Genomic DNA, 25,028 nt, shown 5'->3' on the forward strand with positions numbered 1-25,028 from the left:
CACCAGTGGGGACCTCCGCTTGGCCACCAGTGGGGACTTTTTCATGGCCATGGACACTGGTTGGTGATCGGCATCGATGTGGCCAGGGGAAGACTTCTGTTCGATCCTGTTCGGTTGGACCGTCATGAGATCGCCGAAGGGATGCTCGCCTCGGGCTGTTTCGCCAATGGTCCGAAGACGGTCGTGTGTCTTCGAGGTGGCGCCGAACCAGATGCTCCGCCGCATGCCTGGGTCATCGACACTGACACCGGTGAGTCGCTGTACAACGGACCCCTTGATCTGAATTAGGCTATGTCCAGGGCAGATCCGGCTGTCCAGCAGGTCGGCGACTACCTGGTTGCCAGCATCGATGATGAGGCATGCTGTCAGTGGATCCAGTCGGACATCGCCGCGCACTGCGCCTCGGAGTCGACGGCGCACCGCAGCAGGCGGCCTCCTCCGGTGCCCGCTCGGGGAGATCGTCGATTGCTCAGGAGGGGCATCCTCGCTTAACCAGGGGCCAGCTATGCGGCCGGGGTACGGGGTTTCGTCATGCGGCCCGTTCCTTTGTCAACGGACGAGGGACTTCAGGCGACTTACTCGGAAATAGAAACGCACGCTCCGGAAATCAAATTCGCGATGCGAAATCCTGTGTAGACAAGCCAGCTGTCAGCGTCTGTATAACTGCTGAGGGCTGATACGTATGCTTTGACGTAGACAGAAGCCATTACAGATAGATCTTCGAGCACCGCGTTGCCGCTGCTGCGACCAGCATCCGATGAGGCATCTGCGAACTGTACGAGCAGCGGTGCAGCGTTTTCTTCGATCGCTCTACGCTCCGGTGTCCATTCCGACGCAGGAACCGCACCATCTCTACTTTGCCAATCTGATGTAGATGCGTTGAACGTGTCGAGTCGCGAAATCCAATTGGTGCATGCTGCGCTGGCAGACTGGATGAAGCGCGAAGGGTTCCCGGGATCGCCGACAGGACTAAGTTGTTTTGGAGACGACTCTTCCGGCACGGACAACGACCGCCCGGCCGATCCGTACTCAATAGTGTTGCAGACACCGACTAGCGCGCTGCTGGCGTTCACGTTCACTGAAGCCAATCCGTTGTCCGACGGTTGGTAGTCAGACACACTGTCCGCGTAAGCCCGCCCGTAGGCGATGAACTGCTCGTAAATCTCTCTAATGACGCGGTGCGGGGTTTGCTTCGCTAACGGAACGGCTTGGTCCGCAGCTCGTCGCATGGCATCAGCAACGGCTTGAATCTGGATCCGTTCATCTGGAGTCCAAGTAGCGGCCGGGCCGAGCGTCGCGCGCATGGCGCCCCAGCCTTGCGACTGGATCTTTGATAGCCCTTGATTGATCGTGTTGAGCGTCTTGCATGTCGGCTCCTCCGTGATGATAGACACCGGTCCGGCGTCACCGGCACTGGCGACGTCCGACGGTGCAGCGTCAGTCGAGGATGTCCCACCGCCGTCGGAGTCACGCGTAACCAGCAGAGTCACGCCCACGCTAATGCAGACCACCAGCAGAATGGCGATCCCTACCAACAGCCACTTGATCGAGCCGCCACCCTTCGACGGAGGGATCGGCTGCGGCCACTGTCCGCCAGGGAACCCCGGCGGCGGCTGACCCTGCGAACCCGAAGGGCCCCTCCCATATGTAGATTGGCCGGGCCGATCCGGTTGCCACCCACCTTGCGGCGGCATCGTCATCCCATTCTCCCCTCAATCCCCACGGCGAAGCCGACTCAGGCGTTGGCGTCTGCGCCGGTCGCTTCCCACATCAAAACCGCCAGGTGCTGCCAGTAGACCCAGTCGGCAATCGCCGCGCGCTGCGCCTCGGAGTCGACGGCCACGTGGGCACGGTAGAGCGCCTGTTCCTGCGCGTGCTCTGCGTAGGTGACGAACGCCTCGAGGTGGACGGCGGCGCGCTCGGGCTGAGTGCTCATCAACGGCTTGATGAGTTCGAACCACAGCGCGTTCGAGTTATCCGCCGGCGCAATGGTGTCCGCCGGCGCAGGTGGCAGGAGATCGATCAGCGAGGCGGCCGGAACCGACGCCAGGTGTGCGGCGGCGTTCGGCGCGATGACCTCGAGACGGCTGCGGCCCTCCATCCGACCCGACTCGGGGATGTCGTCGGGTCGCAGGATCACCTTCGCCGCACCAGGATCGAAGCTTGCGAACTGCTCCTCGGTGGCAATGACGGCGCGCAACTTCTGCTCGTGCGCGCGGGCCCAACCCTGGATCGCGAGGACCGGGTAGGTGGCCCACTTGGCGCGCTCGGCGGGTGGGATGCTCTCGTCGGCTGTTGCCATGGCCACCTGCCGCGGCAGGTTGACGTGCTCGGGGATGTAGGCGAGACCGAAGCTGTTCGCCACCACGATCGAACCATCTGCAGTCAGACCGGTGACCCAGTAGAAGCCGAAGTCGGACACGCCGATGTTCAACGCGGCGGCGATCCGGCGCGCCATGATCAGGGCCGCGTTGCCGTTGTTGGACTTGCGGTTTGCCCCGCCGCCGACAGCGGCGGAAGTGATCGCATCGCGTTCCAGGCGCGACGTCGACACCGGGATGGGTGCAGCACCGATCGCGCCCTGGTCGATCCTGCCGGCGGACGCCGGGTTGACGTTGGGACCGCCGGGGGCCGTGGTCGATGCCGGGTTGGCCGCGGCTCCACCAGCACCAGGTGCCGTCGGTGCCGCTGGCGTCGGCGTTGCCGGCGCACCGAGAGGCATGGGCGGAGCACTCATCGGAGGCGGGGCTGACGGCGTACCTCCGCCGCCACCGCCGCCTCCACCACCCGAACCGCCACCGCCGCCCATTCCGCCGAGGTTGCCCAGGCCGCCGCCGGATCCGCCAGATGCGCCGCCCGAGTGACTGGAGGCGTTCGCGGCGGCCGCTGCGGCCGTGTCGACGGGAAGGGGAGCGTGAGCGAGTGGCTGCATGGGACCGGCACCGGCGGCCGAGATCGGCTGCTGGGACGCGGGGATGGTGTTGGCCGAGTCCACGGCGCTGGCGAGATCGCCGGGGACGGCCGCGCCGTGGCCGACCTCAGCACCGGCCTGGCCTCCGGCTCCAGCGCCGGTTTGCGAACCGTCCTTGCCGTTCTCGCCGAGCTGGTTCCGACCGTCCTGTAGGCCGGACGCGCCGGTGTTCTGGCTGCCGGGGGAGGACGACGACGATGACGGGGAGCCGGGCGAGCCGCTGCTGCCGGTGGTGCCGGTGGTGCCGGGGCCGGACATCGAGGGAGTGGACCCGGGCGTCGAGGCGCGAGGGCCAGGACTTGCGGGGGGTGCAGCTGGGTTGCCGACTGCGGCCGGGCCGCCTGATGCAGGGACAGGAACAGCACCACCCGCGCCATCACTCTGGCCACCCGGCGTGATCACCGAATCTTGACCAACTGATCTGCTTGTGACTTGCTGGATGACGGGCTGTGCCGGCGCTTGGTTTGGCGAGGCAACCGTAGTTCCGTCAGCCTCGGTTTGATTGCCCGAACCAGACCCTTGGGTTGTCGACGTGGATTGCTCGGTGGTGGTCTCTTTTGAGGCTGACTCGGGACCCTTAGCTTCTTGGGGTCGCTCGGGTGCTTCGCTGCCCCCGGCTTCGGAGCGCAGGTTGGACGATGCGCCACCTGCTTTCGCAGGCGACATCGTGGCCTCGGTGCCCGCTCTTGTCACGAAAGGCTCGAAGTTCGGGGGATTTCCACCTTTATCGAACACGCTTTGGTAAGGCATGCCGGAAATCAACGCATTCGGCGCCGACGATACAACGTTAGTATTAGCCTTCAGCGCCGCTTCGATAAGGTCCTCGATAATCGACCCACGTCGCTGCTCGTCTTCGAAACTCATTGCGCGAATCTCATCTATAGCTGCTTGCGCAGCGTTCGAGATACCAGTGATATCCGTTTTGGCGGCCTTCACAATTTCGCTGCTCGTCGCAAAATAGTCGCTTGCGGCCTTCAGCAAGCCTTCGAGGATTCGCATATCTGCAACGTGCCGGCGGACTTTCCCCTGCGCAGCACTCGCGGAGATACCAAACCATGTCTTGCCGTCGAATATTTTGGTCGTCGAGTTGAGCCATGAGTCACCTGCTGGCCGAACTGAATTCGAAAGATTCTTGAGCTCAGTCGATCGATCACTTAGGGCGTCTTCGTCGGACGCCGGCCACGCGTGGGGCGGCGTAGTCATCTTGTCCATGTCCTTCTCGACAGGACGGGGAATAGTCATTGAATATGGCCGGATGCTGGGCGATGTGACATCATATTGATTCGCCTTCGGTCGTGATCAGCTTGCCGCAAACCGGCACGCGGCAGAAAGCGTATTTATCAACCGGAGGACCGTATAGCTCAACCAGCTGTCAGCGCTTGTGTAGTCATCGCCTGTCGTAACGTAGGCGCGGGCGTACTCCGCCGCTAGAACGGCAAAATCTTCGAAAACCGGGTTGCCGCTTTTCCTGCCAACCGCTTCGGCATCGTCAGCGAAAGTTGCAAAGGTAGGCAGCGCCGCTAGCTGTACTGACCGTTGTTCTGGCGACCACTGTGCTGCCGGCACATCAGTGTCGAGTGAAGCCCACGCGTTCGTCCCCGCCAAGAACCTGTCGTTTACGTCGGTCCAAGCTCCGCATTCCGCACCCGGCGTGGTTAGAAACATTTTGGGATCGTCCCCCGAGGCGTTCTCAGTTGCAGCTGAGGGTGAGTCGACCGTTGTCAAGGTAAGCGCTCGGCTGACAGACCCCCGATCGATCGATGTACAGATTCCAACTAACGCGTTACCGATACTTACGTTTGCGCCCGCCAAAGCGTCGTCGGACGGCACGTACCGGGGGAGGCTCTCAACGTAGGCGCGTCCGTATGCGGCGTATTGCTCATACAATTCTCGCATCACCCGGTGTGGCGTCTGCCCGGCAAGCCCGAGCATTTGGTTGGACGCGTTTTCTACCGCAGTCGAGACAGGCTCGATAAAAGCTCGTTGCTCATCGGTCCACTCGTTTACTGGCCCCAAAGTCTTCCTCTGTGCGCTCCAACCGTTTGCCTGGACGCCGGCGAGAACGCGACTGATCTCGGTCAGCGACTTGCATGTGGGGTCGTTCGTGACGACCCCGACAGCTCCGGCGTCAGCGGTGCTTGCGACATCCGTTGGTAAGGGAGGGTTTGACGGTTGCGGATCATTGCCGCGGGCGAGGAGAAGGGTGACGCCGGCAGTGATTGCGATGACAAGAACGATGGCCAGCCCGGTAAGCGTCCATAGCGCAGTGCGGCGCTTTCTTGACGGGGCTTGCTGCTGAGGCCACACCGCTGCAGTGGGGAGCGGCTGACCGCTGAACTGCTCGCCGTAATTGTGCTCGGGTGTGCCGGGCGGCTGTGGACGCTGCTGATAGTTCCAGCCGTCTCCTGGTGGCATTGTCACCGGCACGCTCCGATGTGCGGAGTTCTCATCTTCGACCCCCGACGCTCCTGATAAATCTGGACAGCCTACCGAGGCTGCGTCTGCAATCTTAATTCAAGGAGTTGAGGTCGCGTTGCACCGTTCTAGAGGCCATGACAACTGGGCCACGATCTGTAGCCCGCTCGCCCGTGCTCAAGATGCAGCGTCGCACGCACTGCCCACCAAGCTGTTCAACCGAAGCGCGGTGTACGCCAGCCAACTGTCGGCACCCGTGTACGCGTCGCCTGCAGAGACGTAGGCGCGCAGGTAGCGGCCCGCGAGCACGCTAAAATCGGACAACACGGGGTTATCGGAACTCGCCGCCGCAGCGTCCATCTGATCCGCCAGTGTCTCCATCAACGCGTAGGCACCGTCCTGAACAGCGCGCTGCTCGGGGGTCCACTGTGAAGCTGGGCTGCTTGGATCCAGTTGCTCCCAGGCCTTCATGGCGGCAACGAAGCCAGCTTCGCGGTCGACCCATTCGCGGCATGTTTCGTCGAAAGTTTGAACGAAGCGTTCCGGCACCTCGCCGCTTGGTGTCTGCACGCGAGCGGCAGGCTTCGGACCGGGGCCGACGACGATCGATCGTCGTGATGAGCCACCACTGACTGCTTGGCATATTCCGAGTAGCGCAGAGCCAGCGCTAACGTTGGCAGAGGCCAAGTTGTTGTCGACTGGTGCGTAGGCCGGTAGTGCGTCCGTGTAGGCCTTCGCGTATGCAATGAACTGTTCGTACAATTCCCGGACCACACGATGGGGTGTTTGGTCAGCGAGCTGTGCGGCCTGCTCGGCTGCACTGCCCATCGCAGTGACGACCTCTTGGACTATCTGACGCTGAGCAGGTGTCCATTCCGCCGCTGGACCCAATTGCTCGCGCACATCGCTCCATCCGTTAGCCTCGACGCGGCTGAGCGTGTTGTTGATCTCCGTGTACTCTTCGCACGTCGGATCCTCCGTAATGATCGCTATGGGCCCGGTGTCGGCGGCGCTGGCAACGTCCGACGGTGCGCCTTCAGTCGGCGAAGCCGATGGCCGTCCGCCGTCGTTGTCACGCGTAACCCATAGGGTCAGACCGACACCGATGCAGATAACCAGCAGCACCGCAACGGCGATCAGCAGCCACTTGAGCGAGCCGCCACCCTTCGGTGGGGGTGGCTGCTGGGGCGGCCACTGTCCTCCTGGAAAGCCCGGAGGCGGCGGCGCGAAACCCGGCGGCGGAGGACCCTGCGGACCGAACGACGGCCGCCCATAAGGCGGTTCACCCGGTCGATCAGGCTGCCACCCACCTTGCGGCGGCATGCTCATCGGGCAAGGCCCGAGGTAAACAACATGAAGACGCGGTCCCCGCTACGAGAAAGCGACACCCGGCGCAAGCACCTCACGTCCAGCGCTCCTCAGCCGCGTCGCCGGTAATCTCCGCGACGACGGAGTCGATGTACTCACGGTCCGCCTCGATCGACATGCCGGCCTCCGCCATCGCCTTCCCCAAGGCCTCGTTGACGCGTGCCGAGACGACCTCGGCGCCGGACCGCAGGACGCCGTCCTCGAGGTACACGTTGGTCAGCCAGCTGTGCCCGTTGAGCGTGACCTCCACCGTTCCGGTTTCATCCGTCGCGGTGAACGTCTGAGTGTTCATCTTGTCGAGCTGATCGTCCATCAGGGACTGAAGTCGCTGCGCCTGCGCGAGAACGGCGGCGACCTCGGGATGCATGTCGTCGGTCACTTGGTGTCCTTGGCGTCACCGGTGTCCTTGCGCCGCGGACGATTGCCGATCACGGCCTCCGTCCACGCGCGGTCCTCCTTGTACAGCTCCTCGTCGGGCGACAGACCTGGCGAGCGCTTCTTCTCCGAAGCACCGCCCTGACCGTGGCCGGCGCCGTGCATGGGCATACCGCCACCCATGCCGCCTCCGCCGCCGCCCGGCCCACCTCCCGACGGACCACCACCGACACCGGCGGGCGCGCCGCCCCCGGCGCCGGGTCCGACGGACACGCCGCCTACGTTGGGCTGCAACGGCATTGCGCCGATACCGCCACCCCCGCCTCCGGATCCGCCGCCCGAGCCGCCGCCGGCCGAGGCCGGGCTGACCCCAGGGTCGTCGAGTGAAGGAAGGTCGGTCGACGGTTCTCCACCGAGGTCGGGAAGGCTGGGCATCCCGCCGCCGGCCCCGGCTCCGGAGCCGCCGCTGGGCGATCCGCCGCCACCAGAAGGTGATCCGCCACTCGGCTGCCCACCGCCGGACCCCGTCTCAGGTTGCGCCGACGCCGCGGACACCGGTACGTCGGGCTGTGGAATCGACGGCATCTTCGGGGTCTCTGGAGCGCCGCCGCCTCCACCACTCCCGGCACCACCACCACCGGACCCGCCCCCACCACCGGGCTGCCCCGTGCCGGGCTGCGTTGGCTGCGGCTGATTCGGGTTGCTACTGGTGTCGCCACCCGACGCACCAGGCAGTGGGTTGATCTTCGGCGGCTCGGGAAGCGTCATCGCCTGCTGGTTGGCGCCGGTCGCATACCGCGCGAGGATCTCCTCGGACTTCTCCTGCATCTTCTTGCGCTTGTTCATCAGCATGACGGTCAGTGCCGGCACCATGGTCGAGGCCAGGATCTCGGCGTCGAGGGCGGCGACCTCCATGACCGTGGGGTGCTCCGCGACAGCGCCGCGATGGACCTCTTCGAGCGCCCCGGCCTTACCGGCCAGTTCTCGCGCAGACGCCGCCATGTCCTCCAGCCACTGCTTGTGCTTCTCGAGGGATGCGAACGCCGCCTCGGCCGCGCCGCCATTCCACTCCACGCCGCTCGAGCCGAATGTCTCCTTGCGCGCATCGAGTGCGGTCGCATAGGTCTCCCACGCGGTCTTGAATGTCGCGAGGGAGGCCGCCTGGTCCGGCTGGGAGATCTGGAAGGCGGCCATTTCCAGCATCACGAAACCTGGCGCCGGGCAGACGTACGCCGGGGGCGAAGGCAGTGCGACCGACGGCGTGGTCGGCGGCTCTGGGATCACGGGCGGGATGTCCGGCGCCTGCTCCCCGTTGGCGAGCGCCCCCCCGGAATTCTCGTCCACCTTCCGGTAGGCGGTGGCCGCCGACTTGAACGCCTCGGACAGACGAGTCGCCTCGGCTCCGCCCGACGTCGAGTACCCGCGCAGCGCCGTCGCCGACTTGTTCAGCTCGTTCACGGCGCTCTTCGCGATGTCCAGGGCGCACGGCGGCAACGGTTCCCCCGGCGGCTCCGGCATCGGCGCGCTGATCTGCGCCGCCTTCGCGTCCAACTGAGTTGGATCGACCTTTACTTCCCCGCCACGAGCCCTCCTTGACGTCCCTCACTGTTCCAGCACCATCTGGTAGCGACTCTCCTCGCGCGGATTGATCAGCCGGATCGGCAGCTGACGGTGGCGAGGAGTGTCGATGAAGTTGTGTCGCAACACGACTCGGCCCACACCGCGGTGCGGTCCGAGGTACGTGGTGGCCTTGGGCCAGCCAATCTTGGCGACCTTGCCGACGCGGGCGTTGATGATCCCGGCGAACTCGGTGAACTGCGGGCCGAGCGTGACGATCGCACCCGCGGCTGCGGACCGGATCACGAACTGCGTGAACAGCCGCGAATCGCCGAGGTTGATGCTGACGTCTACGTCGTCGAACGGCATGTACACCGGGTACCGGTCGGCCGTCTCGCCGATCAGGACGCCGGCCGAGCCGATCGGCAGGTCGTAGTGCTGATCGGTGACGGGGCTCTGCCCGAGCAGGGCGGCCCGCTGGCCACCGAACAGGCACGAAAACCCGCGTGGCGTCGACGGATTGGACAGCGTGGTCAGCAGCACTGTGGTCGTCGGCGGGACGCCGGGGCGCACCCGCACCTGGGTGATGGTGTGGTCGGCCCGTGCCGACCACCACACGTTGGGCCCGCCGGGTGCCGTGTACGCGGCGGTGAACGTGCTGCGGCCCTTGATCGACGACCAGCTCTCGCGTTCGAAGCTGATCTCGGTGGCCTTGTCGTAGTCGTCGAAGCTGCGACTGCATCGCGCGTCGACTCCGTTGCTGGCCAACTGGTCTGCGATGCGCGTCGTCGACGAGACGAGGTAGCGCGCCAGACCCGCGAGGCCGACTTCTCGGCGCAGTGCGGACTTCCGCGTCTCCTCGGGAAGCGCGCGAAGGACGATCCACGTCCGGCGGTTGGCCGGGGCGGGGTACGGCCCGACCACCTGGTCGTACAGCGCCACCAGGCTGGCGGGCGCGGTCCTGCCGACGCGGTGTCCCGCGGAGACGATGTCGGCCTCGAGGTCGGGGCAGTGCGCCTTGATCAGCTGCTCGACGAGCTTGGTGCTCACCACGTCGTCGGTGATGGCCTCGCCGCCGACGAGAACGGTCGGCGTGAACGGCCGCGGCACCAGCTCGATGACCGACACCAGGTGATCGCCCTGCCAGCGCACCGCCACGTGGTCGCCCGGCTCGACCGTCGCACCGACGGCGGGTTCGGACGGCGCGGACGGCGCGGCCTTGTGACGCCGGCGCCACGAGAAGATTGCGACGATCCATCCGGCGAACCGCCGGCCGCGCACGGTCAGCACCGCCGCGATCGCGATGAGCACCGCGAGCGTGATGCCCACCCACAACAGCTCGAGCTGCATGAACAGCAGAATCATCGCCGGGATGAGCAGCGCGGCCCACAGCAGGTGCCCCGTGGTGGCGCGGACGCCGAACTGGCCGAAGAACTCCTTCATCGGCGCCTCAGGGCCCGTCGTGCCATCGCGCCGATGCCGAGTGCCGCGGCGAGGCTAGCGCCCGCGATCACGACGATGGTGATCGGGCCACGGTCCGGCGGCGGGACGTACACCGGTGCCGGCAGCTGCTTCACCTGGTAGGGCACGTTCTGCGGACCGCTGGGCACGTCCCAGGTCAGTGCCGCGACGGGGTCGATGACGCCGGCGCCGACGTAGTTGTCCACGCCGCCGCCCGGATGCCGCGACGTCGCGGTGATGCGGTTCATGATCTGCGCGGGCGTGAGGTCGGGGAAGCGTTGCTTGACCATCGCGGCGAGACCGGACACGAACGCCGCGGCGAAGGAGGTGCCGTTGATCGGGATGAGCCCGTCCTGGCCGGCAAGCGCGTTGACGGGGTTGCCGTCGTAGCCGAGCGCGATGATGTTCTCCGCGGGCGCGGCCGCCCCGACCCACGGTCCGGAAACCGAGAAGGTGCTGGGCTGTCCGTTCTCGCCGATGCCACCGACGGTGAGTACCAGCGGCGAGTACCAGGCCGGCGACACGATGGTCTGCACGCCCTGCCACCCGCGCGGATCGGCGGGCAGTGCGGGGTTGGGCGGCGGGTTCTGGGTGCAGTCGCCGCCGGTGTTTCCGGCCGCCACCACCACGACCGCGCCCTTGACGTTCACCGCGTACTCGATGGCGGCGCCGAGGCTCGTCTCGTCGATGCGGCGGGTCACCTTGTAGCAGGCGGCCTCACTGATGTTGATGACCTGCGCGCCAAGGTTCGCGGCGTGCAGGATGGCTCGCGCCAGACTGCGCAGCGAGCCCGCGGTCTGCGTCGAGTTCGGGTCGTTGGGGTCGCTGCGCGCGCCGACGGGCTGGAAGTTGTCCGAGGTCTGTCGCAGCGACAGGATGCGCGCGTCGGGTGCGACGCCGATGAAGCCGTCGGTCGGCGAACCCCTGCCGGCGATGATCGCCGCGGTGAGCGTTCCGTGGGAGTCGCAGTCGGACATCCCGTTGCCGGCCTTGTCGACGAAGTCACCGCCCGGTTCGGCGGGAACCCGGGGCGAGCCGGTGACGCCGGTGTCGATGACGGCGACAGTTACCCCTGCGCCCGTTGCGAATTTCTGCGCGTCGGCGATCCGCAGGTAGTTGTTGGCCCACGGCTTGTCGGCGAAGTTCGAGTTGGGGAAGATGGCCGGCGACGAGCACTCCCGACGTTGCTCGGTGGGCGTGTCGGGTCCCGTCTCGTCTGGTGGCAAGGCGCCCTTGTCGATCACCGGCGGGTCGATCGCCACGGCCGGCGGCGCGCTGAGCAACGCGAGGCTCAGCACCGCGAAGATCACCGCTATCCGACGAACCATGTGTCACCCCCTGCCAACTCTGACCCGTTGTGGATGTGCTGACCCGCCAACAGCAAACTTCTGCTCAACTGTTTGGCGGCGCATCCCATGACGTCACGCCCCCGATCCACATGCACGGGGGCAATCCTACGGGTGGTTGACGGGCCCCCGTTCCGCTTATTTCACGACGAAGACCCGCCCGGCCGCGGTGTCGCAGCTCAGGCGGGTCTCGGGTCAGCTATCAAGGTCAGGCGTCGAGGTCCTTCTGAACCAGGTCGGCGATGGTGGTGAGCGCCGCTTCGTCGTCCGAAGCGATCGTGACCTGCGCGGCATTGGCTGCGCCGAGGGTCATGATCATGAGCGCCGAGCCGGCGTCCACCGGCTCACCGCCGTCGACGGACAGGGTGACGTCGGCACCGGAGGCGACGACGGCCTCGGCGATGATGGCGGCCGGGCGGGCGTGCAGGCCGATGGCGGAGCCAACGATGACGGTCTTGCTGGGCATGAACTCTCTCCTTCTAGGGACGTGCGTGGGTGGTGAGGGTGGATCAGGCGTTCGCCAGCTCGGCGTCGGCCTCGACGGTGGTGTCCTTCTTGGCGAACTGCTTGGCCGCGACCACCGCGGCGGCGGCCACGATGGTCCCGAGTGCCAGGGCCAGGATGAACCACACCAGGTTGCCGATCGCGAAGAACACGAAGATCCCGCCGTGCGGTGCCTTGAGAGTCACGTCGAACGCCATGATGAGCGCTCCGGTGACCGCGCCACCGGCCATCATCGACGGGATGACGCGCAGCGGGTCGGCAGCGGCGAACGGGATGGCGCCCTCGGAGATGAACGACGCCCCGAGCAGCCATGCGGCACGGCCGTTCTCGCGCTCCGGCTCGGTGAAGAGCTTCGGGCGGACGGTGGAGGCCAGGGCCATCGCGAGCGGCGGCACCATGCCTGCGGCCATGACCGCGGCCATGATGCGCAGCGACGACGGGTCGGCCACGTTGAGCCCGGCGGTGGCGAACGCGTAGGCCGCCTTATTGACGGGTCCGCCGAGGTCGAAGCACATCATCAGGCCGAGGATGACGCCGAGCAGGATCACCGAGCTGCCGGACAGGCCGCCGAGCCAGCTGGTGAGACCCGACGTGATGGCGGCCAGCGGACGGCCGAGCAGAAGGAACATCAGCAGGCCGACCACCAGTGAGGCGCCCAGCGGGATGATGACGACGGGCATGAGGCCCCGCATCGCCTTGGGGACGGCGATCTTGCTGATCCACAGTGCGGTGAAGCCGGCGATCAGGCCGCCGACGATGCCGCCGATGAAGCCACCTCCGACGAACACCGCGACCGCACCCGCGGTGAAGCCGGGGGCGATGCCGGGTCGGTCGGCGATCGCGAACGAGATGTAGCCGGCGAGTGCGGGCACCAGGAACGAGAACGCCAGGCCGCCGAGCGTGAATAACACGGCGCCGAGGTACTGCGTGAGACCGCCACTGGGCAGGTCGGTCAGCGAGTTGGCGGCGGCGATGAGGTTGCCGAGGCTCTTGGTCTCGCCGTCGGGGGTGTTGGCGATGTCGTAGCCCGCCAGCAGGAAGCCGAGTGCGATGAGCAGACCGCCCGCGGCGACGAACGGGATCATGTAGCTGACGCCGGTCAGCAGGATCTGCCGCGTCCGGGTGCCCCAGCCGACGCCACCTGAGGCGCCACCCGAGGTGGTGGCGGCTGCGTCCGCGGATCCCTCGACGCGTGCGGCGTTGGGATTGGTTGCGGCGCTGAGTGCTTCGGCGACCATCTTGGCCGGCTCGTTGATGGCGCGCTTCACGCCGGAGGCGATGACGGGCTTGCCGGCGAAGCGGGAGCGGTCCTTCACGCCGACGTCGGTCGCGAAGATGACGGCGCCCGCGGCGGCGATGACGTCCGGCGACAGCGGCGTACTGCCCGACGACCCCTGCGTCTCGACGTGCAGCGTGACGCCGGCTTCCTTGGCGGCGGCGACGAGGGAGTCCGCGGCCATGTAGGTGTGGGCGATGCCGGTGGGGCACGCGGTGATCGCGACCAGGGTGCGGGTCTCGGCGGCGGGTGCGGCGGCCGGTGCGACTGCCGGGGTGGGGGCCGAAGCGGCGGGCGCCGGGTTGACGACGCCCTCGACCAATTCGACGATCTCGGCATCCGAGGACGCCTCCCGCAGCGATGCGACGAAGTCCTTGCGCACCAGTGCGCGGGCGAGGCTGGAGAGCAGCTTCATGTGCTCGGCGCCGCCGGAATCCGGTGCGGCGATGAGGAATGCGAGGTCGGCCGGGCCGTCGGGCGCACCGAAGTCGACCTTCGGCGACAGCCGGGCGAACCCGATGGTGGCCTGGTCGACGTGCGGGGACCGGCAGTGCGGGATGGCGATTCCGCCGGGCAGCCCGGTGGCGGACTGGGCTTCGCGGGCCATCGCCGCGGCGATCAGGCCGTCGCGGTCGGAGGAGCGGCCGGCGTCGGCGAGGCGGCCGGCGAGGAGACGGATGACCGACTCCTTGTCGCCGCCGGCGTCGACGTCGAGGGCGACGAGGTCGGTCGTGATGATGGGCATCTCGCTACTTCCTTGTAGATCGGGGAATCAGGGGCGGGTGGACGCGGGCGTAATGGCATACACCCGAACGGCATTGAGGTCGATCTGGTGGGGCGCCGGGAGTGCCGATCCCGGAAGTGCGGCGGCGGCGCTGCCGTAGGCGACCGCCATCTGGAGGCGCTGCGGCGGTTCGGCCCCGCCCACCTCGGCGCGCAGGTAACCGGCCAGCGAGCTGTCCCCGGCGCCGACGGTGCTGCGCGGGGTGATCGGCGGTGGCGTCGCCATCCAGCTGCCGTTCTCGTCGACCAGCACGGCGCCCGCGGCACCCAGGGTCACCAGCACGGTCCGCGCGCCGCGCTCGATGACCTCCCGGGCGGCTGCGACGACCGGCTCCGGATCGCCTGCGGCTGCGGCACTCTCGAGATCGTCGCCGGAGACGCCGACGAGGCCGGCGAGTTCCTCGGCGTTGGGCTTGATGACGTCGGGTGCGGCGGTACGGAACGCCGCTGCCAGTGCGCCGAGTGGGCGTTCCGAGGTGTCGATGGCGACCTTGCAGCGACCGGGGGCGAGGCTCGCGGCGATCTCGGCGTACCAGTCGTCTGGCAGTCCCGGCGGCAGCGAGCCGGACAGCACCACCCAGGCGGCCCCGGCGGCGGCGTCGAGCACCGTGCGGGTGAGCGCGTCGCGCGCGGCGGCGTCGAGCAGCGCGCCCGGTTCGTTGAGCTTGGTGGTGGTGCCGTCGGGCTCGGTGATCGCGACGTTGGTGCGGACCGCACCCGTCACGGGCACGCACCGGAAGTCGACGCCGCCGGTGCGCAGCGCCGTCACGATCGGGTCGGTGTCGGCGGCGGGCAGGATGGCGATCGCGTCGACACCGGCCAGCGTCAGCGCGCGGGCGACGTTGACGCCCTTGCCTCCGGGCTCGGACGTTGCCGACGTAATGCGTTGCACCGCACCGCGGGTCAGCCGCGAGCCGAGCGTGACGGTGCGGTCGATGCTCGGATTCGGAGTGACGGTGACGATCACGGCTGGCCTCCCGCTTGGATGATCTCGACGCCCTCGCCCTCGAGGACCCGGCGGTCGTCGTCGGCGATCTCGGTGTCGGTGATGAGGGTGTCGACGCTGGAGATGGGCGCGAAGCTGACGAAGTCCTCGCGGCCGACCTTGCTGGAGTCTGCGGCGACGACGACGTAGTTGGCGCACTTCACCATCGCGCGCTTGACGGCCGCCTCCTCGCTGTCCGGGGTGGACAGTCCGTGGCGGGCGCTGATGGCGTTGGTGCCGATGAAGGCGATGTCGACGCGGATGGTGTCGAGCACCCGCAGCGCCTGCTCGCCGACGGCGGCCTGGGTGACGCCACGAACCCGTCCGCCGAGCATCTGGAGGGTCACCGTCGGCACGGTCGCGAGGCGCGCGGCGATCGACACGGAGTTGGTGACGACCACCAGTTCCCGGTCGGTGGGTAGGTGGGCCGCGATGCGCGCCGTCGTCGTCCCCGCGTCGAGCAGGACCGAGGCGCCGCTGAGCGGGAAGAACTCGGTGGCGGCCGCGGCGATGGCGTCCTTGTGGTCGGCGCGGCTGGACTCGCGCTCGCCGACGCCCTGCTCGACGAGGTGCAGGGCGCGGGCCGGGACGGCGCCGCCGTGGACGCGGCGCACGAGGCCGGCCTTGTCGAGGGTGGCGAGGTCGCGGCGGACGGTCTCGGTGGTGACGTCGTACTCGACGGCGAGTTCGTTGACGGAGGCGCGGCCCCGGCTCATCACCAGCGCGGCGATGGCTTGTTGGCGCTCTTCGGCGTACATGCCCCTCCGTCCGTGTGGGATTTGTCTGCTTTGAATGTTGATATCTGTTGTTTTACTCCTGACTGTGTTGACTTGTCAATGATTTCTAGTAACCTCGATCACATGAGCGCAACGACGTCAGCCACATCACCCTCGACCGAGACCGGCCGGGTGCTGCAGGGTGTCCCCGCGGTCGGGGGCGTGCAATACGCGCCGGTGATCCGGCCAGGCGCCCGTCCCCGCGTCGACGACGCGCCAATCGCCGAACTGGCCGAGCCAGAGCGCGCGGGGGAGGCCGAGCGTCTGCTGGCCGCCTCGGCCGCCGTGGCCGACCGGCTGCGGGCACGCGCCGCGCACGCCACCGGCGTCGCGTCCGAGGTGCTGGCCACCACCGCCCAGCTCGCCCAGGACCGGGCGTGGCTGCGCGACGCACAGAAGCGGATCGAGGCGGGCAGTCCCGCGACCCAAGCCGTCGGCGGCGCCGTCGACAAGATCGCGGAAGCCCTCTCCAAGGCCGGCGACCTCATGGCCGAACGCGTCACCGACCTGCGTGATATCCGGGACCGCGTGATCGCCGAACTCAGCGGCCTGCCCGAGCCCGGGGTGCCGGTGCCCGACCGGCCGTCGATCCTGTGCGCCGAGGACCTCGCGCCCGTCGACACCGCCGGCCTCGACGCGTCGCTCGTCGTCGCGCTCGCCACGTCACTGGGCGGGCCGACGAGCCACACCGCGATCATCGCCCGCCAGCTCGGCATCCCGTGCGTGGTCGCCGTCGACGGTCTCGACGAGGTCCCCGCCGGCACCATGATCATGGTCGACGGGACGCTCGGCACCGTCACCGTCTCGCCCGACGAGGAAGAGGCGACCGTCGCCGTCGCCACCTCCCAGCGCGACGCCGACCTCGCCCGACAGTGGACCGGACCGGGGCGGACGGCTGACGGCCACCTCGTCGCCGTACTGGCCAACGTCCAGGACGGCGCCGCCGCGCGGCTGGCCGCGCAGAGCCCCGCCGAGGGCGTCGGCCTCTTCCGCACCGAACTGTGCTTCCTCAACCGCGACACCGAACCCGACGTCGACGAGCAGGCCCGCATCTACGGCGAGGTGCTGGAGGCGTTCGGCGACAGGAAGGTCGTCGTCCGGACCCTCGACGCCGGTTCCGACAAGCCACTCAAGTTCGCCGGCCACCCCGACGAGGCCAACCCCGCGCTCGGTGTCCGCGGCATCCGCATCGCGGTCGGCAACCCCGGCATCCTCACCCGTCAGCTGCAGGGCATCGCCGACGCGGCACGCAATACGGGCACCACGCCGTGGGTGATGGCCCCGATGATCGCCACCGCCGCCGAGGCCAAGGCGTTCGCCGACGAGGCTCGGTCGATGGGCCTGACCCCCGGCGTGATGATCGAGGTGCCCGCCGCCGCGCTGCTCGCCGACCGCATCCTCGAGCACGTCGACTTCCTGTCCATCGGCACCAACGACCTGACGCAGTACACGATGGCCGCCGACCGGATGTCCGCCGAACTGGCCACGCTCACCGACCCGTGGCAGCCCGCGGTGCTCGCGCTGGTCGCGATGGCGGCGCGTGCCGGTGCGGCGGTCGGCAAGCCCGTCGGCGTCTGCGGTGAGGCCGCGGCCGATCCGGCGCTGGCGTGCGTGCTCGTCGGGCTGGGCGTGACGTCGCTGTCGGCGGCGGCGACGGCGATCGCGGGCGTCGGCGCGAGGCTCGCTCAGGTCACGCTGGCGCAGTGTCAGGCCGCCGCCGAGGCCGCGCTGGACACGGCGACCGCCGCGGACGCGCGTGCGGCCGCGATGGCCGCCCTGTCCTGAGGCCCGGCGAGCAGTCCACTTCGTGGCTCCAGCCGACTCCCCTGTTTCCCGGTTACGGAGGGGATTTCACGTCTGCTTGCGGGGGGAGTGAACCACCGCCGGAATACAATCGGACCGCAGTCCGGTTGTAGCGGTTAGTTCCGATCCCAGGAGGTACCGATGCCCGCAGTCACCGCCGACACCCTGACCTTGACCCGCGTCAGCGCACCCGCGCCGAGCGACACCGAGCGGCCCGTCCGCTCCATCACGACCGGCCCCCGCGGCTACGAGGGCGAGGGCTTCCCCGTCGTCCGCGCGTTCGCCGGCGTGAGCGCCGCCGCCCTCGACCCGTTCATCCACATGGACCAGATGGGCGAGATCGAATACCAGCCGGGTGAGCCGCGCGGCACCGATTGGCATCCGCACCGCGGCTTCGAAACCGTCACCTACATGATCGACGGTTGCTTCGCCCACCAGGATTCGCACGGTGGCGGCGGCCTCATCACCGACGGCGCCACGCAGTGGATGACGGCCGGCTCGGGCATCCTGCACATCGAGACGCCGCCCGCCGAACTCGTCGAGAGCGGCGGCACGTTCCACGGCGTCCAGCTGTGGGTCAACCTGCCGAAGAAGGACAAGTTCGCCGCACCCAAGTACCAGGCGATCGAGGGCGGCGAGGTGAAGCTGCTGGCGTCCGAGGACGGTGGCGCGCTGATCCGCATCATCGCCGGCGGACTCGACGGCCAGGAGGGTCCGGGTGCGACACACACGCCGATCACGTTGGCGCACGCCACGATCGAGCCCGGGGCCCGGCTGAACCTGCCGTGGAACCGCGACTTCAATGCGCTGGTCTACGTGCTGTCCGGGCAGGGCAGCGTCGGCCCGCTGAAGCGGTCGATCCAGCAGGGACAGCTCGCGGTGTTCGGGCCCGGCGACCGGATCAGCGTCGACGCTGCCGGCAGCCAGGACTCCAATCGGCCTGCGCTCGAGGTGCTGATCCTCGGCGGTCAGCCGATCCGCGAGCCCGTCGTCCAGTACGGGCCGTTCGTCATGAACTCGAAGTCGGAGATCATCGAGGCGATGGACGACTTCAACGCCGGCCGGTTCGGGTCGATCCCGCCGGGTGCGCTTCGCCCGCACACCTCGTCCTGACCGACGTCCTAACCGACGTCCCAGCCGATTCGTGCACCCGCAGCCGCGCTCACCGCGGCTGCGGGAGTACGCATCGCTCGGTGGGCGTCGCGTAGAGCAGCTCCAGCTCGCCGATGTTCGCGGCGACGGTGACCAGCGGCAGCGCCGCCGACACGGCCAGCCGCTCGGCGCCGGCCTCGGCCCGCAGCGCCAGCACGAAGTCGTCGCTGATCGGGGCGTGGTCGGGGCCGCCGGTGCCGGTCAGACGCTCGCACACGGCGGCGGCGTGGGCGTCGAGGATGTCGCGTACCCGCGGATACGCCTCCAGCGGCGGCGGGACGACGTCGGCGATCAGCTCCGCGGCGTTGCGCAGCCGGATGGCCCGGTTGGCGGCCCGAACCACCGGGGCCCGCCCGTCGGTGGACCCGCCGCTCTCCGACAGGTACTGCCGCACCGCGTCGTCGAGTGTCCGCGAGGCGGTCATCGCGTCGTGGCCCAGCGCGAACACCCGGTCGGTCGCCGATTCGGACGCGCCGGAGGTGACCCGGCGGACCGCCGCCGTCAGGTAGGTGGTGCCCACCGCGAGCGACGCGTCCACCGCCCGCGTCACCGACGACGCCGCGCCCCGCGGCCACAGCAGTACCGACACGATGACGCCGACCAGTGCGCCCACCACGACGTCCTCGACGCGGATCAGCCCGACGCTCCACCCGGTCGGCACGATCAGGTTGAAGATGATCAGCACCATCATCGTGAACATCGCCTGGCCCGCCACGAACGACGCCACCTCGGGGACGTAGGCCGAGCCGAAGGCGACGATGGGCAACGCCAACCACATCACGACCGGCTCCACGCCGAGCAGCTCGATGAACACGATCCCGAGCAGGAAGCCGAGGACGGTGCCGCCGACGGCACGCACCACCCGGGTGCCGGTGGTGAGCGCACTGCTGCGCAGCACCGACATCGCTCCGAGCACCACCCAGAAGCCGTGCTCGACGGGGAAGACGTGCGTGACGGCGACGGCGAGCGCGAGGCCCAGCCCCGTCCGCAGGCTGTTGCGCACGACCACCGCGCGGGTCGCCACGAAGCCGGTCGTCAGGTACGCCAGGGCCTCCGACTCGGACAGCAGCCGGTCGGCGGCACCGGTCCGAGGCAGCCGGCGTCCGAGCACGCGGGCCCAGACCGGGCGGGCGTCCGCGTCGGCGGCGATGCCGATGATGCGGCCCGTCGCGCCGACGCACGCGGATATGGTGCGACGCGTCAACAGCTTCCGTCCGACGCCGATCGCCGCGGCATCACTGGGCTCGCCGAGGATCTCGACGATGTCGTCGCGGTAGCGGCTCTGCGCGACCCGGCGCTGCTCGGCCAGCGCGACGGCGAGGTCCTCGCGGAAGACGTCGCGGCCTGACGATGGCGCCGTCGTCAACACCCTCGCCGCATCACGCAGGACCCGGGTGACGGGTCCGCGCATCTGGGCCAGCAGGTCGCCGCTGCCGTCGGTGACCCGGTCGGACAGCCACTGCAGGTCGTCCACCACCCGCACCAGCGCGCGGCTGCCAGCGGTCAGGGCGACGGGTCGGAAGTCGGCGCCCAGGAAGTTGGCGCGCAGCGCGCCCATCGCCGACGACACGTCCTCGGCGGTGGCGGCGCCGTCCAACCGGTCGGCCATCGTGCGGCAGACCTGTGCGGCGTGCCGCCGGAGGTCGTCGTGGTGACGTGGCGGCAGCAGGAACAGCGCGGCCGGAACCGCGACGGCCAGCGCGATCCCCCAGCCGAGCAAGCGATCGGGGATGGGACCCGGCGGCGTACACGCGGGCAGCACGAAGGTGAGCAGGGTCGACCGCTGTCCCGCGGCGACGATCTCCGACAGCACACCCGAGAAGGTGACCGCCACGCCGAGCACGAACATGGTGGCGACCGCGAGCCACGGGATGGGCGCCACCAGTGAGCCGATCGTGATCAGCACGGCCCCGTTGAAGCCGAGCCCACCGTAGGCCACCGCCCGCGCGGCCCGGTTGCCCGGGAAGTCGACGATGATCAGCAGCGCGACCGAGCCGAAGATCGCGAACATCGGTGTCTGCGAACCGCTTCCGATGAGGAACCCGATGGTCGCCGCGATCGGCAGCGCGATCGCCGCCCGGACGGCGCGGCGCAGCGCGTCGTGCTCGGGATCGCGTGTCGCCAGCCGGCCGGCGGCCCGGCGCCACAGGCCGGCCGGGGTCAGCATGTCCCGGATCGTAGACCGATCGGGACGGCTGCGCGGCCAGCCGGGTGTGTCAGGTCAGGTCGAGTTCGTGGCCGAAGTTGCCCGTCTCCATCGCCGCTATGAGGCGGCCCGCCATCCACTGCAGGATCTCGGTGGCGCGCGGCAGCGTGGATTGCTCGCACCCGATCAGCAGATACATCGCCGACGTCGCGAAGCGCTCCGCCTCCACCTCGTCGCCGACGACCTCCAATGCGGATTCGAAGAGGACGTCGTACCGCTGCTTGTCCACCCCCACCTGCGTCGCGTGGACTGCGGCGTCCATCGAACTCCAGACCCGGATGCCCGCCTCCGCGCCGTAGGAGATCCGCAATGCCCCCTGAATGAGCACCTTGATGCGGCGCCGAGGATCGGGTTCGGCACGCACCTCCGAGGCGACGCTCGCCGATCGAGCCCACCTGGTGACGAGTTCCTCGCCGTACACCGACCAGCTGCTGAAGTAGTGATAGAACGAGCCCGTCGTGACGCCGAGGCGACTGCACACCTCGGCGAGCTTCAGCCCGCCGTAGCCTTGGTCGGACAGCACGTCCAACCCGGTGTCGAGATACGACTCCCGTGAAATGGTTCCCCCCATAGGGGGACCTTAGTTGGCGAACCTGACAACCATGGGCGCGATCCCTCTGGCTAACACACGCGATGGGTCAGAAATTCGTCATCATTGTGGCCCAGCACCGTACTTCGGGCAGCTGACCGTTTCCTACTGGGCCTTTCCTTACGCTCCCGCAACCATTTCCTCGTGGGCCGGTACCAGCGGTATGGCACAATTTGACCGTGCCGTATACCGCGACCCGAGGTCCTGGACGTCCGCCTGCAGCGAAGGCGGCCGAAACCAGGGAGCGCATCGTGCGCGCGGCGCGCGAAGTGTTCAGCGAACTCGGATATGACGCTGCAACCTTCCAGGCCATTGCCATCCGCGCCGATTTGACCCGTCCGGCCATCAATCACTACTTCGCCAGCAAGCGCGTGCTCTACAGCGAAGTGGTCGAGAAGACCAATGAAATGGTGGTTGCCGCCGGCATGGCCAAGGCGGAGACCGAGACCTCGCTGCTGAAGCGGCTGTCGGCGTTCTTTGCGGCTGCGATGCAGGCCGAGTCGCGCGACCGGTCGGGGGCGGCGTTCCTGGTCACGTCGGTGCTGGAGTCGCAGCGGCACCCGGAGTTGAGTCGTGACGAGCACAATTCGCTGAAGACGTCGCGCGCATTCGTCACCTGGGCGGTGACCGACGCGATCGAGCGCGGCGAATTGGTGACCGACACCGACGTGCCGACGCTCGTTGAATTGCTCGTCGCGATCATGTGGGGCATGGGCTTCTACGCCGGATACGTCGGCGGCCACGACGAATTGGGCGTCATCGTCGAGAAATTGGAATTACTCCTAGCGAACAAGCTCTGGACCGTCGGGCCTCGTTCCTAAGCACGGCTCGCGGCGTCGCGGGGCCCTTCGGTGGCCACACCGGCGGGCGTTCGCCCCACCACCATCTAGTCCGGCTAACTGATTCGGTAGCATTCCGAATGATCGCTGCCCAGCCCGTGCGTAGCGCCTTCGGATGGACGACACATGAGTTCACTTCGCTCCCACGACGATTCCTGGGACATCGCGACCAGCGTCGGCTCGACCGCCGTCATGGTCGCCGCCGCCCGCGCCGCGGAGACCGCACGTGACGAGCCGCTGATCCGCGACCCCTACGCCAAGGTGCTCGTCGATGGTGCGGGTACCGGCGTCTGGGAGTTCATGCTGGACGACGCGTTCATCGCGAAGGTCGCCGACGCGGACGCCGAGGTCGCCCAGATCTTCACCCACATGGGCAACTACCAGGCCGTCCGCACGCACTTCTTCGACGACTTCTACACCGCGGCCACCGCTGCCGGCATCTGCCAGGTCGTCATCCTCGCGTCCGGTCTCGACTCGCGGGCCTACCGGCTGGACTGGCCGGCAGGCACCGTCGTCTACGAGATCGACCAGCCGCTGGTGCTGCAGTACAAGGCGGAGCGGCTCGCCGAGCACGGCGTCGAACCCACCGCCGAACGCCGCGAGGTGGCGATCGATCTGCGCAACGACTGGCCGGCCGCGCTGCGCGACGCCGGCTTCGACGCGGGTGCGCCGACGGCTTGGCTTGCCGAGGGTCTGCTGATGTACCTGCCCGCGGACGCCCAGGACGGGCTGTTCGAGCGGATCACCGAGCTGAGCGCACCGGGCAGCCGCGTCGCCGCCGAGACGGTCGGCGTGCACTCCGAGGAGCGGCGGGCGCGGATGAAGGAGAAGTTCGACGCGCTGCGCACGAAGATGGGCGAGGAACTCGGTGCCGCCTTCGACGGTGCCTCGCCGACCGACGTCGCCGAGCTGATGTACAACGATCCGGACCGCGCCAACGTCGCGACCTGGCTCAACGAGCACGGCTGGACGGCCTCGGGGGTGACGTCCGAGAGCGAGATGCAGCGCCTCGACCGCTGGGTGCTCACCGAGGAGGTCGACGAGGACGCCTTCTCCGACTTCGTGGTGGGCGAACGCGGCTGAGACCCGGTCCGCCGGATTCGCGGGCCTGTTCACCAACCAGGTGGTTGGTTAGGATCGTGACGCAGAGCACGCTCCAGGCTCGAAGGTCCAGGAAGGACACTCCGTGACCACAGAATCCGTCGCGCCACCCACCTCGGGAACCGGCGCCGCAGACATCCCGGGCATCGTCGCCGGACTGCGTAGGGCCTACGCCAGCGGTCGGACGCGCGACGTCGAGTGGCGCCGTCGGCAGCTCAAGGCCCTCGAGGCCCTCGTCGTCGAGAACGAGTCGGCCATCGCGGGGGCACTCGAGCAGGACCTGGGCCGCAAGCCGTTCGAGGCCTGGCTCGCCGACATCGCCAGCACGGCCGCCGAGGCGCGCGACGCCGCCAAGAGCGTCGGCAAGTGGACCAAGCGCAAGCACCGGATGCTGGAGTTCTCGCAGCGCCCCGGCCGCGGCTGGGTCGAATACGAGCCGTACGGGGTCGTGCTCGTCATCGGCGCGTGGAACTTCCCGTTCGCGCTGACGCTCGGCCCCGCCGTCGGGGCGCTCGCCGCGGGAAACGCCGTGCTGCTCAAGCCATCCGAGGTGGCGCCCGCGTCCTCGGCGCTGATGGCCGAGCTGATCCCCAAGTACCTCGACCGCGAGGCAGTGGCCGTCGTCGAGGGGGACGGCGCCGTCAGCCAGGCACTCATCGCCCAGGGGTTCGACAAGCTCTGCTTCACCGGTGGCACCGAGATCGGCCGCCGCGTCTACGAGGCCGCCGCCGCGCACCTGACGCCGGTCACCCTCGAACTCGGCGGCAAGAGCCCGGTGATCGTCGCCGCGGACGCCGACATCGACGTCGCCGCCAAGCGGATCGCGTGGACCAAGCTGATCAACTCCGGTCAGATCTGCATCGCACCGGACTACGTGATCGCCGAGGCGTCCATCCGCGACGAGCTCGTCGACAAGATCAGGGCGGCGGTCGAGACGTTCGAAGCCGGCGACCCGTCGGGCAAGCGCATCGTCAACGAGAGGCACTTCGACCGGTTGGTGTCCTCGCTCGCCGCGACCAAGGGCACCGTCGCCGTCGGCGGCGGCTCGGACGCTGCGACCATCAAGATCCAGCCGACCGTCGTGGTCGACCCCAGCCTCGACGAGCCGCTCATGCGCGACGAGATCTTCGGCCCCATCCTGCCGATCGTCACGGTCCAAAACCTGGACGAGGCAATCGCATTCGTGAACTCGCGGCCCAAGCCGCTGGCCGCCTACCTGTTCACCAAGACCAAGGCCGTACGGGAACGCGTCATCAAGGAGGTGCCCGCCGGCGGCATGCTGGTGAACCACCTGCTGTTCCAGTTCTCCACGACCAAGCTGCCGTTCGGCGGTGTCGGCCCGTCCGGGATGGGCGCCTATCACGGCAAGTTCGGCTTCGAGGAGTTCAGTCACCGCAAGTCGGTGCTCACCAAGCCGACCCGACCCGACTTAACCGCACTGATCTACCCGCCGTATACAGATAAGGCGTGGAAGCTGGCGCGCAAGTTGTTCTAGCCGCGTCCAGCAGCCAGTCCCGTTAG

Annotated in this window: 20 protein-coding genes; 6 read left to right on the plus strand and 14 right to left on the minus strand. The window is 68.3% G+C overall.

The features are described 5' to 3' along the window. Window positions 1–63 precede the first annotated feature (63 nt). A complete protein-coding gene (locus G6N64_RS06775; protein ID WP_163796180.1) occupies window positions 64–288 on the plus strand; it encodes a 9-bladed beta-propeller domain-containing protein in 225 nt (74 codons plus the stop codon). A 287-nt stretch (window positions 289–575) separates the two neighbouring features. On the opposite strand, the gene G6N64_RS06780 is transcribed toward G6N64_RS06775, so the two are convergent. From G6N64_RS06780 to G6N64_RS06835, 12 genes are all read right to left on the minus strand, one after another. Further along, window positions 576–1,394 carry an ESX-1 system-associated protein gene (locus tag G6N64_RS06780; RefSeq protein ID WP_163796181.1) on the minus strand — a complete coding sequence of 273 codons (819 nt, stop codon included), beginning with the start codon at window positions 1,392–1,394 and terminating at the stop codon, window positions 576–578. A gap of 341 nt (window positions 1,395–1,735) precedes the next feature. Continuing rightward, window positions 1,736–3,229 carry an EspK C-terminal domain-containing protein gene (locus G6N64_RS06785; protein ID WP_163796182.1) on the minus strand — a complete coding sequence of 498 codons (1,494 nt, stop codon included), beginning with the start codon at window positions 3,227–3,229 and terminating at the stop codon, window positions 1,736–1,738. 1,041 nt (window positions 3,230–4,270) lie between these two features. Further along, on the minus strand, window positions 4,271–5,392 hold the full coding sequence (locus G6N64_RS06790; RefSeq protein WP_163796183.1) for an ESX-1 system-associated protein: 1,122 nt from the start codon (window positions 5,390–5,392) through the stop codon (window positions 4,271–4,273). A 171-nt stretch (window positions 5,393–5,563) separates the two neighbouring features. Then, window positions 5,564–6,511 carry an ESX-1 system-associated protein gene (locus G6N64_RS06795; RefSeq protein ID WP_163796184.1) on the minus strand — a complete coding sequence of 316 codons (948 nt, stop codon included), beginning with the start codon at window positions 6,509–6,511 and terminating at the stop codon, window positions 5,564–5,566. A gap of 277 nt (window positions 6,512–6,788) precedes the next feature. After that, window positions 6,789–7,133: a YbaB/EbfC family nucleoid-associated protein gene (locus G6N64_RS06800; RefSeq protein WP_174266769.1), complete on the minus strand. Its 345-nt coding sequence runs from the start codon at window positions 7,131–7,133 to the stop codon at window positions 6,789–6,791. Then, window positions 7,130–8,680: a PPE domain-containing protein gene (locus G6N64_RS30465; protein WP_163796185.1), complete on the minus strand. Its 1,551-nt coding sequence runs from the start codon at window positions 8,678–8,680 to the stop codon at window positions 7,130–7,132. Before G6N64_RS30465 ends, G6N64_RS06800 begins: the two co-directional genes overlap by 4 nt. Before the next feature lie 51 nt (window positions 8,681–8,731). Beyond that, window positions 8,732–10,129 carry a type VII secretion protein EccE gene (gene eccE / locus G6N64_RS06810; protein ID WP_163796186.1) on the minus strand — a complete coding sequence of 466 codons (1,398 nt, stop codon included), beginning with the start codon at window positions 10,127–10,129 and terminating at the stop codon, window positions 8,732–8,734. Then, window positions 10,126–11,475: a type VII secretion-associated serine protease mycosin gene (gene mycP, locus G6N64_RS06815; protein ID WP_163796187.1), complete on the minus strand. Its 1,350-nt coding sequence runs from the start codon at window positions 11,473–11,475 to the stop codon at window positions 10,126–10,128. The genes eccE and mycP overlap by 4 nt, the downstream gene beginning before the upstream one ends. Window positions 11,476–11,701: 226 nt before the next feature. Continuing rightward, entirely contained in the window at window positions 11,702–11,959 is a 258-nt protein-coding gene (locus tag G6N64_RS06820) for an HPr family phosphocarrier protein (RefSeq protein ID WP_163796188.1), read from the minus strand. A 43-nt stretch (window positions 11,960–12,002) separates the two neighbouring features. Next, entirely contained in the window at window positions 12,003–14,018 is a 2,016-nt protein-coding gene (locus tag G6N64_RS06825) for a PTS fructose transporter subunit IIABC (RefSeq protein ID WP_163796189.1), read from the minus strand. Window positions 14,019–14,045: 27 nt separating this feature from the next. Further along, a complete protein-coding gene (pfkB, locus tag G6N64_RS06830) occupies window positions 14,046–15,023 on the minus strand; it encodes a 1-phosphofructokinase (RefSeq protein WP_163796190.1) in 978 nt (325 codons plus the stop codon). After that, entirely contained in the window at window positions 15,020–15,799 is a 780-nt protein-coding gene (locus tag G6N64_RS06835) for a DeoR/GlpR family DNA-binding transcription regulator (RefSeq protein ID WP_163796191.1), read from the minus strand. Before G6N64_RS06835 ends, pfkB begins: the two co-directional genes overlap by 4 nt. Before the next feature lie 102 nt (window positions 15,800–15,901). Between G6N64_RS06835 and G6N64_RS06840 the strand changes: the two genes are divergently transcribed. Together G6N64_RS06840 and G6N64_RS06845 are read left to right on the plus strand one after the other, a co-directional pair. Next, window positions 15,902–17,602, plus strand: a complete 1,701-nt coding sequence (locus G6N64_RS06840) for a phosphoenolpyruvate--protein phosphotransferase (protein WP_174266770.1) — start codon at window positions 15,902–15,904, stop codon at window positions 17,600–17,602. Window positions 17,603–17,761: 159 nt separating this feature from the next. Then, a complete protein-coding gene (locus G6N64_RS06845; protein ID WP_163796192.1) occupies window positions 17,762–18,733 on the plus strand; it encodes a pirin family protein in 972 nt (323 codons plus the stop codon). Window positions 18,734–18,782: 49 nt separating this feature from the next. Here G6N64_RS06845 and G6N64_RS06850 read toward each other — a convergent pair whose 3' ends face one another. Continuing rightward, window positions 18,783–20,939, minus strand: coding sequence for an FUSC family protein (locus G6N64_RS06850; RefSeq protein ID WP_163796193.1), 2,157 nt, complete (start codon window positions 20,937–20,939; stop codon window positions 18,783–18,785). A gap of 49 nt (window positions 20,940–20,988) precedes the next feature. Then, window positions 20,989–21,549 carry a TetR/AcrR family transcriptional regulator gene (locus tag G6N64_RS06855; protein ID WP_163796194.1) on the minus strand — a complete coding sequence of 187 codons (561 nt, stop codon included), beginning with the start codon at window positions 21,547–21,549 and terminating at the stop codon, window positions 20,989–20,991. A 197-nt stretch (window positions 21,550–21,746) separates the two neighbouring features. On the opposite strand from G6N64_RS06855, the gene G6N64_RS06860 reads away from it, so the two are divergent. From G6N64_RS06860 to G6N64_RS06870, 3 genes are all read left to right on the plus strand, one after another. Beyond that, the gene (locus G6N64_RS06860; protein WP_163796195.1) at window positions 21,747–22,388 is read left to right on the plus strand and encodes a TetR/AcrR family transcriptional regulator; all 642 of its coding nucleotides are present in this window, start codon (window positions 21,747–21,749) and stop codon (window positions 22,386–22,388) included. Window positions 22,389–22,532: 144 nt separating this feature from the next. Then, window positions 22,533–23,489 (plus strand): class I SAM-dependent methyltransferase, encoded by a 957-nt coding sequence (locus G6N64_RS06865; protein WP_163796196.1) that lies wholly within the window; start codon window positions 22,533–22,535, stop codon window positions 23,487–23,489. A 103-nt stretch (window positions 23,490–23,592) separates the two neighbouring features. Next, window positions 23,593–25,002 (plus strand): aldehyde dehydrogenase family protein, encoded by a 1,410-nt coding sequence (locus G6N64_RS06870; protein ID WP_163796197.1) that lies wholly within the window; start codon window positions 23,593–23,595, stop codon window positions 25,000–25,002. Window positions 25,003–25,028 lie beyond the last annotated feature (26 nt).

The organism is Mycolicibacterium sediminis (genome assembly GCF_010731735.1).
Taxonomy (GTDB): Bacteria; Actinomycetota; Actinomycetes; order Mycobacteriales; family Mycobacteriaceae; genus Mycobacterium; species Mycobacterium sediminis.

Bases quoted from the DNA above. Each gene is read 5' to 3' on its own strand.
- G6N64_RS06845 (WP_163796192.1), top strand. From the start codon at position 17,762: ATGCCCGCAGTCACCGCCGACACCCTGACCTTGACCCGCGTCAGCGCA.
- G6N64_RS06865 (WP_163796196.1), top strand. From the start codon at position 22,533: ATGAGTTCACTTCGCTCCCACGACGATTCCTGGGACATCGCGACCAGC.
- G6N64_RS06785 (WP_163796182.1), bottom strand. From the start codon at position 3,229: ATGTCCGGCCCCGGCACCACCGGCACCACCGGCAGCAGCGGCTCGCCC.
- G6N64_RS06820 (WP_163796188.1), bottom strand. From the start codon at position 11,959: ATGCCCAGCAAGACCGTCATCGTTGGCTCCGCCATCGGCCTGCACGCC.
- G6N64_RS06850 (WP_163796193.1), bottom strand. From the start codon at position 20,939: ATGCTGACCCCGGCCGGCCTGTGGCGCCGGGCCGCCGGCCGGCTGGCG.
- G6N64_RS06835 (WP_163796191.1), bottom strand. From the start codon at position 15,799: ATGTACGCCGAAGAGCGCCAACAAGCCATCGCCGCGCTGGTGATGAGC.
- G6N64_RS06840 (WP_174266770.1), top strand. From the start codon at position 15,902: ATGAGCGCAACGACGTCAGCCACATCACCCTCGACCGAGACCGGCCGG.
- G6N64_RS06855 (WP_163796194.1), bottom strand. From the start codon at position 21,549: ATGGGGGGAACCATTTCACGGGAGTCGTATCTCGACACCGGGTTGGAC.
- G6N64_RS06825 (WP_163796189.1), bottom strand. From the start codon at position 14,018: ATGCCCATCATCACGACCGACCTCGTCGCCCTCGACGTCGACGCCGGC.
- mycP (WP_163796187.1), bottom strand. From the start codon at position 11,475: ATGGTTCGTCGGATAGCGGTGATCTTCGCGGTGCTGAGCCTCGCGTTG.
- eccE (WP_163796186.1), bottom strand. From the start codon at position 10,129: ATGAAGGAGTTCTTCGGCCAGTTCGGCGTCCGCGCCACCACGGGGCAC.